The sequence below is a fragment of the Paraburkholderia sp. genome, assembly GCF_035501035.1.
GTDB lineage: Bacteria > Pseudomonadota > Gammaproteobacteria > Burkholderiales > Burkholderiaceae > Paraburkholderia.
This window is the reverse complement of sequence record NZ_DATJWR010000504.1, coordinates 1-6,935: the sequence shown is the minus strand read 5'-3', so window position 1 is coordinate 6,935 and position 6,935 is coordinate 1. Positions and strand designations below refer to the sequence as shown.

The window sequence follows — 6,935 nt, the reverse complement described above, 5'->3', positions numbered from 1 at the left end:
GCTGGGCGGCGACGCCGCCGGGCCGCATCGAAGCACTGAGGCAGGCACACGGCAATGAGCAATCTGACGATTCGAAGAGGGCTGCTGCTCGTGCTGTGCACGTTCGCGGCGATGCTGGTGGTGGGCGCGGCAGTCGGCGTCCTGATGATCGGCCGCGCCGACGACTCGGCGCGCTTCATCCACGAAGTCGCGCGCCAGGACGCGCTCGCGCTCGCGTTGCGCGAGGACGCGGCGCTCGCGCAGATGGCATTGGCGCGCGGGTATCAGGCGGCGAAGGAAAACGGCGACGCCGCCTCGCGCGAGGACGCACAAAAGCGCGCCCAGCAGGACACGCGCAATCTATTCGACGAGGCCGCGAAGCACGCCGCCGCGCTGCGCGAGAGCGCGCCGTTCGATGCGCAGGCAGCGCGGCAACGCGATGCCTTGCTCGGTGCATGGGCGGCGCTCGTGGACTCGCTGCAACGCTCGGCCACGATGCTGGAGAGCGGCGACACGGCGGCTTACGCCGCGCTTTCGACTGGCGACGTGACGAAGGCGAACGCGCAATTCTCGGCGGCCGTGGCCGCGTTGCGCGAGCACGCCGAGGCCGCCACGCGCGCCGCGCTAGCCGAGGGCGAACGCGAGCACGAATGGGTGATGGCGATGGTGGCGGTGGGCCTGCTGGGTGCACTGGTGCTCGTCGTCGCCACGCATCTGGCGCTGCGGCGCCTCGTGAGCGCGCCGCTTGCCCAGGCGGTCGCCGTGCTCAACCAGATTGCCGCGAACGACCTCTCGGTCGCGATCGATGGTGGCGGGCGCAACGAAATCGGCCAGTTGCTCGGCGCGATGCGGCGCATGCAGGGTGGTCTGAGCCAGACGGTGCGCAGCGTACGCAAGAGTTGCGACGTCATCAATACCGGCGCTCGCGAGATCGCGGCCGGCAATCTCGACCTGTCGAGCCGCACGGAGCAGCAGTCCGCCTCGCTGGAGCAGACGGCTTCGAGCATGGAGCAGCTCACTTCGAGCGTGCGCCAGAACGCCCACCATGCCAACGAGGCGAGCGAGCTGGCGACGGGCGCCGCCGACGTCGCGCAGCGCGGCGGGCGCGTGGTCGAGCAGGTGATCGAGACGATGGAGGCGATCAGCCGCAGTTCGGGCAAGATCGCGGATATCACGGGCATCATCGACGGTATCGCGTTTCAGACCAATATCCTCGCGCTCAATGCCTCGGTCGAGGCGGCGCGCGCCGGCGAGCAGGGGCGCGGCTTCGCAGTGGTCGCGGGCGAGGTGCGCATGCTCGCGCAGCGCAGCGCCGCGGCGGCGCGCGAGATCAAGTCGCTGATCGACGCTTCGGTGCACGACGTGCGCAACGGGCGTGCGCTGGTGGGCGAGGCGGGTTCGACGATGGCTGAGATCGTCGCCTCGGTGGACAAGGTCTCGGGGCTCATGAAGGAGATCGCCTCGGCGACCGTGGAGCAGAGCGCCGGCATCGAGCAGGTCGAGACGGCCGTGAGCCAGATGGATCAGGTGACGCAACAGAACGCGGCGCTCGTCGAACAGGCAGCTGCGGCGGCGGAGTCGCTGGAGCAGCAGGCGAGCCAGATGGCCGAAGCCGTGGCCATGTTCCGCGTGAGCGAGGTCGAAGGCGAGCCGGCGGCGGTCGTTGCGGCGCGCGATGAGGGGATGCTGCCTGCACATGCGACGCCCGTGATCGCATGAGATCGCGCGAGGCCGCCTGAGGCGGCGCGATCCGGTGTTACTGCCGGGGCCGTGCCCAGCCCCGGCTCGTGCGGCTAGCGTGACGTGCGGGCGTCAGTTCGTCTTTGCGGCGGCGGCCAGCTTGTTCGCGGCTTCCTGCGGCGTTTCGCTCTCGTCAGTCCAGAACTTGCCGATCACGTCGTAGAACGCACCTTCCACTGCGGGCGTGACGAGCATGTCGTGCGCCCACGAAGGCACGAGCGCGCCCGCGGGACCCGCGGCCTTGAAGTCGGCCGACGACTTCTTCGCGCAGGCGTCGAACTTCGAGAGGTCGAGGTCTTGACGCACCGGGATGGAGCCCTTGTTGAGATTGAAGGTTTCCTGGAACTGCGGGCTCATCAGCAGGCTCGCCATGTCCTTTTGCCCCTTTTCCACGCCAGGCTTGTTCACCTTGAAGAAGACAAAGCTGTCGACGTTGAACGTGAACGCCTTACCCGAGCCCGGCGCGGCCACGCACAGGTAGTCCTTGCCCGGCACTTTGCCCGCGACCGTGAATTCGCCTTTCGCCCAGTCGCCCATGAACTGCATTGCGGCCTTGCCGTTGATGACCATCGCCGTGGCCAGATTCCAGTCGCGGCCTGTCTGGGCATCGTCGGTATAGGGCTTGATGCGCCGGAAGGTTTCGAGCGCCTTCACCATCGTCGGGCCCTTGAGCGTGGCCGGGTCGAGCTGCACGAAAGCCTTCTTGTAGAAGTCGGGGCCGCCCACGCCGAGCGCGACGGTTTCGAACGTTTCGGCCTCCTGCCATTCCTGACCACCGATGGCCACCGGCGTGATGCCGGCCTTCTTCAGCGCGTCGGCGACCTTGAAGAAGTCATCCCACGTAGTGGGCGGCTGCGCGTTGACCTTCTTGAGCGCGTCCGCATTGATCCACAGCCAGTTCACACGGTGCACGTTCACCGGCGCTCCCACATATTGGCCTTTGTACTTCATGATCGTCGCGATCTCGGGCGGCAACACGTGATCCCAGTTGTCGTGCTTCGCGACGTCGTCGATGGACATCAGCACGCCTTCGTCGCCCCATTGCTGGATCGCCGGGCCTTTGATCTGCGCGGCAGCCGGCGGGTCGCCCGCCACCACGCGCGTTTTCAGCGCGGTCATCGCATTGCCGCCGCCACCGCCCGCCACCGCGAAATCCACCCACGTGTCGCCCTTTTTCTCCAGCATCTGCTTGAGCACCTGGGCCGACTTCGCCTCGCCGCCCGAGGTCCAGTAGTGCAGCACCTCGACCTGCGCGGCGGAAGCCGCAGTGGCGGCAAGCGTGAAGGCAGCTGCGGCACAGGCCATCAGGAGTGTGCGCTGCGTGCGTCGTGTACTGGATGAGGAGTGGGACGCGTTAGGGCGCGAAATTCGAGTGGAACGCATGACTGTCTCCGGTGGGCCGGCTGGCGGCTCTGGGGTGGTTTTGAGCGACTTCTCGTGGACGCATGGGTGGGCCATTGATGTCCCCGGATTATCCAGCGGTGGATGTTAGCGCTAACACGATCGACTCCACACCAGGACGAACCCTGCTTCGAGGCGCGCTTTTCTCAGGCGTGCAACACGGCGATACTAATGGTCATGAACAAGAAAAGTCGCCAATTGCCGGAATCGGCGCACGATGCGTCAACACGCCGTGACGCGCGCAACACACCTGCTCGCGCTGCTTCGCGTCGCCGCCCGAGCGGGCGCGTCACGCTTGCCGATGTCGCACAGCGCGTGGGCGTGAGCACGATGACGGTTTCGCGCGCGCTCAAGGAGCCCGCACGTGTGCTGCCGCCGGTGCGCGAACGCATCGAAGCCGCAATCGCCGAGCTCGGCTATATCCCCAATCGCGCGGCGCGCACGCTGGCTTCAGCGCGCTCCAAGCTCATCGGCGTGCTGGTGCCTTCGCTCTCGAATGCGGTGTTCGTCGAAACGCTCGCGGGCGTGCAGGACTGCGCGGGCCCGGCTGGATATCAACTGCTGATCGGCAACACGGGCTATTCTTCGCAGCGGCAGATCGAGCTGCTCTCGGCCTGGCTCGCTCATGCGCCGGATGGTTTTCTCGTGGCGAGCATCGACGATTCTGACTCGATTCGGCAGCGTCTTCACACGGCGAGCGTGCCGCTCGTGCACATGTTCGATCTCGTGCCCGGCGAAGCGTGGTCGGTCGGCTTTTCGCAGCGCAGCGCCGGCTTCACCATCGGCAAGCATCTGCTCGCGCGCGGCATGCGCCGTCCTGCCTTCATCGCCGCGCAGCTCGATGCGCGCACGATGCAGCGGCGCGCGGGCTACCGCCGCGCGCTCGCGGCAGCGGGCTTCGATCCGGCGCTGGAAGAGCTGACCGAAGCACCGTCGAGCGTCGAGCTCGGTTGCCGGTTACTCGCAAAAGTGCTGAAGAAAGCGCCCGATTGCGACGCCGTGTTCTGTTGCAACGACGACCTTGCGCTCGGCGCGCTGTTCGAGTGCCAGCGGCGCGGCATTGCGGTGCCGGGGGACCTTGCGATCGTGGGCTTCAACGATCTGCCTTTCGCCGCGTGGTCGTCGCCTTCGATCACTACGGTCGCCACGCCGCGCTACGAGGTCGGCTTCGAGGCGGCGCGCATGCTGCTGCAGATCATCGAAGGCGAACTGCCCGCCGAGCGGCGTGTCGATCTGGGCTTCACGCTGGTTACGCGTGAAAGCGCATGAAAGTGCGAAGCAAAACGATTGGCATGACGAATGAAGCGGCGACCGAAGCCGGCGCTTCATTCGTTCTTCATCACGCCACGGGAATCGGCTCGGACTCGATCATCTGATTGAACTGCTCGACGAACGCATGCTCGTTCGGGCCGGCATTGTCGCTCAGCGGCCGCGCGGCGTTCACGAGCACTTCGGTGCTGGCGGATTCGAGACCTTGTTGCCGCGCCGATGGAGCGCCTGCGCGAGGCCGAGTCCAATGCCCGATGTGCCGCCCGTGATGAAGATCGTGTTGCCGGTCGCTTTTATGATATGGATTCCTGATGAAATGAGGGTTCAGTCGGAAAATACATTGCAGCGGCTCCGCTACGCGGCGCGATAACGCGGCGCAGGCTTGCTGGTGGACAGATGCGGGGACATTGCGCGTCGTGCGTTCTCGAACGCGTTCCATTGCTCTACGTCGTGCAGCGAAGGAATCGTCACGGTTTCGCCGCGCTCGAAGCCCGTGATGGCGGCGCTCACGAGGTCTTCGGCGGACATGACGATCGCCTTGTCGAGATGTTCGAGCGGCAGGCCGCCGACTTCCCAGAACTCGGTGGCCGTGGCGCCGGGCAGCACGGCCTGAACGCGAATGCCCTTCGCGGCAAGCTCGTGATCGAGTGAGTGGGTGAATGCGAGCACGAACGCCTTGGTGCCGCCATAGACGCCGTTCAGGATCTCAGGCGCGATGCTCACGATGGAGGCGATATTGATGATGGCACCCTGGCCGCGTGCGACGAAGCCCGGCACGGCCGCATAGGTCAGCCGCGTGAGCGCGGTGACGTTCAGCTCGATCATGCGCGTCATGTGGTCGACGTCACTCTCGACTAGCGGCGTATGCGTGCCGATGCCGGCGTTGTTCACTAGCAGCGTGAGGCTCGCGTCATCGCGCAGGCGTGCTTCGATCGCAGCGAGGTCTTCGCGGTTGTTCAGGTCGGCGGCGAGCACTTCCACGTCCTGGCGCGTCTCGTTGGTGAGGCTCGCGGCGAGCGTCGCGAGCCGCTCGCGGTTGCGCGCGACTAGCACGAGGTCGTAACCGCGACGGGCGAGCTGCGCAGCGTACACCGCGCCAATGCCGGAGGAAGCGCCGGTGACGAGCGCGGTGCCGCGATGAACTTGCTGGGTCATGATTGCACTCCATTTCAGGATTGATCGGATGAATCGGGCGGTCGGGCAACGTCGATGTGACGTTGCTGTGAGTGCATTCTGGCCGCGATTGACGATGGCGCAAATGACGTATAGGGTTGCGTTTTAGGACATGCAGTGACGGGAGAAGGACATGCACCGCATCGGCTACCTGCTGAGCGAAGGGTTTCAGGTAATGGCGATCGCCACGCAAAGCGTCTTTGAATGCGCGAATGTCGTGGCCGGTTCGTCGTTCTATGAGATCGAAAATTACTCGGTGCAAGGCGGTGAGGTGCGCTCGTCGCTCGCCATGGGCGTGGGTACGCTGCCCGCGCCCACGCCCGCGCGTAGCCGCATCGATACCTGGATGGTCGCGGGCGTGCTCGATCCGCTCAGCGTGAGTACGCCGGCCGCGGTGGTTGCGTTCCTGCGCCGTGCGAGTGGCCGCGCGCGCCGCGTTGCGGGTATCTGTACGGGAGGTTTCGTGCTGGCCGAGGCGGGGTTGCTCGACGGCCGCCGCGCTACCACGCACTGGTTCTACGCGCGCGAGCTGCAGCAGCGCTTTCCGGACGTTCGTGTGGAGGACGACCGCATCTATATCGTCGACGGGCCGATCTGGACTTCTGCGGGCATGACGGCGGGGCTCGACCTCGCGCTCGCCATGGTCGAGCGCGACCTCGGCGCGGAAGCGGCGCGTTCGGTCGCGCACAAGCTCGTGATGCATCAGCGCCGCTCGGGCGGTCAGTCGCAGCATTCCGAAATGCTCGCGCTCGCGCCGAAATCCGACCGCATCCAGAACGCGCTCGACTACGCACGCCGCAATCTGAACCAGGCGCTCACCGTGGAGCAGCTTGCCGAGGCGGTGCATCTGAGCCCGCGCCAGTTCAGCCGCGTGTTCACGGCGGAGACGGGGCAGTCGCCCGCGCGCGCCGTGGAGGGCCTGCGTATCGAGGCGGCGCGGCTCATGATCGAGCAGAGCACGCATCCGCTCGACGTGATCGCGCGAGAAACCGGCTTTCGCGACCGTCGGCACATGCGCGAGGCGTTCATGCGCGGCTTCGGCGTGCCGCCTCAGGCCGTGAGACGCGAGGCGCGGGCCGCGTGAGGCGCACGCCTCGCCGCGTTGCGTGATGCCGCCGCGTGGCGACAAAAAACGCGAACGCGCCCGCGTTGCCGGGGGCGCGCTTGCGCTGGACGTGCTTAGCCGCGCGTCTGGTTGCCCATGGCCACCTTCGCCTCAGCCGGCTTTGCCGTCTTCGTCTGTGCATCCATTTCGTTCTGCTCGATGATCTTGGCGATCTCCGCATCGGCTTGTTCGCCGTACTTCGCAAACACGTCGGTGCGATAGGTCGTGTTCACCGCGGCGGCGAGTTGCGTGCCGGAGTCGTCGCGCG

Annotated in this window: 5 protein-coding genes and 2 pseudogenes; 3 read left to right on the top strand and 4 right to left on the bottom strand. The window is 66.3% G+C overall.

The genetic code is table 11. The annotated features are described in order from the left end of the window. Window positions 1–54: 54 nt before the first annotated feature. Window positions 55–1,698, top strand: coding sequence for a methyl-accepting chemotaxis protein (locus tag VMJ11_RS34285; RefSeq protein WP_325625662.1), 1,644 nt, complete (start codon window positions 55–57; stop codon window positions 1,696–1,698). Between the two features lie 93 nt (window positions 1,699–1,791). Here the strand turns inward: VMJ11_RS34285 and VMJ11_RS34280 are convergent, their stop codons facing one another. Beyond that, the gene (locus tag VMJ11_RS34280; protein ID WP_325625664.1) at window positions 1,792–3,024 is read right to left on the bottom strand and encodes an ABC transporter substrate-binding protein; all 1,233 of its coding nucleotides are present in this window, start codon (window positions 3,022–3,024) and stop codon (window positions 1,792–1,794) included. Window positions 3,025–3,297: 273 nt separating this feature from the next. Here VMJ11_RS34280 and VMJ11_RS34275 point away from each other — a divergent pair, with 273 nt between their 5' ends. Next, window positions 3,298–4,389 (top strand): LacI family DNA-binding transcriptional regulator, encoded by a 1,092-nt coding sequence (locus tag VMJ11_RS34275; RefSeq protein WP_325625661.1) that lies wholly within the window; start codon window positions 3,298–3,300, stop codon window positions 4,387–4,389. Between the two features lie 201 nt (window positions 4,390–4,590). Here the strand turns inward: VMJ11_RS34275 and VMJ11_RS34595 are convergent. Beyond that, window positions 4,591–4,686: pseudogene (locus VMJ11_RS34595) on the bottom strand (short-chain dehydrogenase); the annotation flags it as partial. Between the two features lie 57 nt (window positions 4,687–4,743). Further along, entirely contained in the window at window positions 4,744–5,544 is an 801-nt protein-coding gene (locus VMJ11_RS34270; RefSeq protein WP_325625659.1) for an SDR family oxidoreductase, read from the bottom strand. Between the two features lie 151 nt (window positions 5,545–5,695). On the opposite strand from VMJ11_RS34270, the gene VMJ11_RS34265 reads away from it, so the two are divergent. Continuing rightward, a complete protein-coding gene (locus VMJ11_RS34265; RefSeq protein ID WP_325625658.1) occupies window positions 5,696–6,646 on the top strand; it encodes a GlxA family transcriptional regulator in 951 nt (316 codons plus the stop codon). A 95-nt stretch (window positions 6,647–6,741) separates the two neighbouring features. Here VMJ11_RS34265 and VMJ11_RS34260 read toward each other — a convergent pair. Further along, window positions 6,742–6,935: pseudogene (locus tag VMJ11_RS34260) on the bottom strand (EmrA/EmrK family multidrug efflux transporter periplasmic adaptor subunit); the annotation flags it as partial.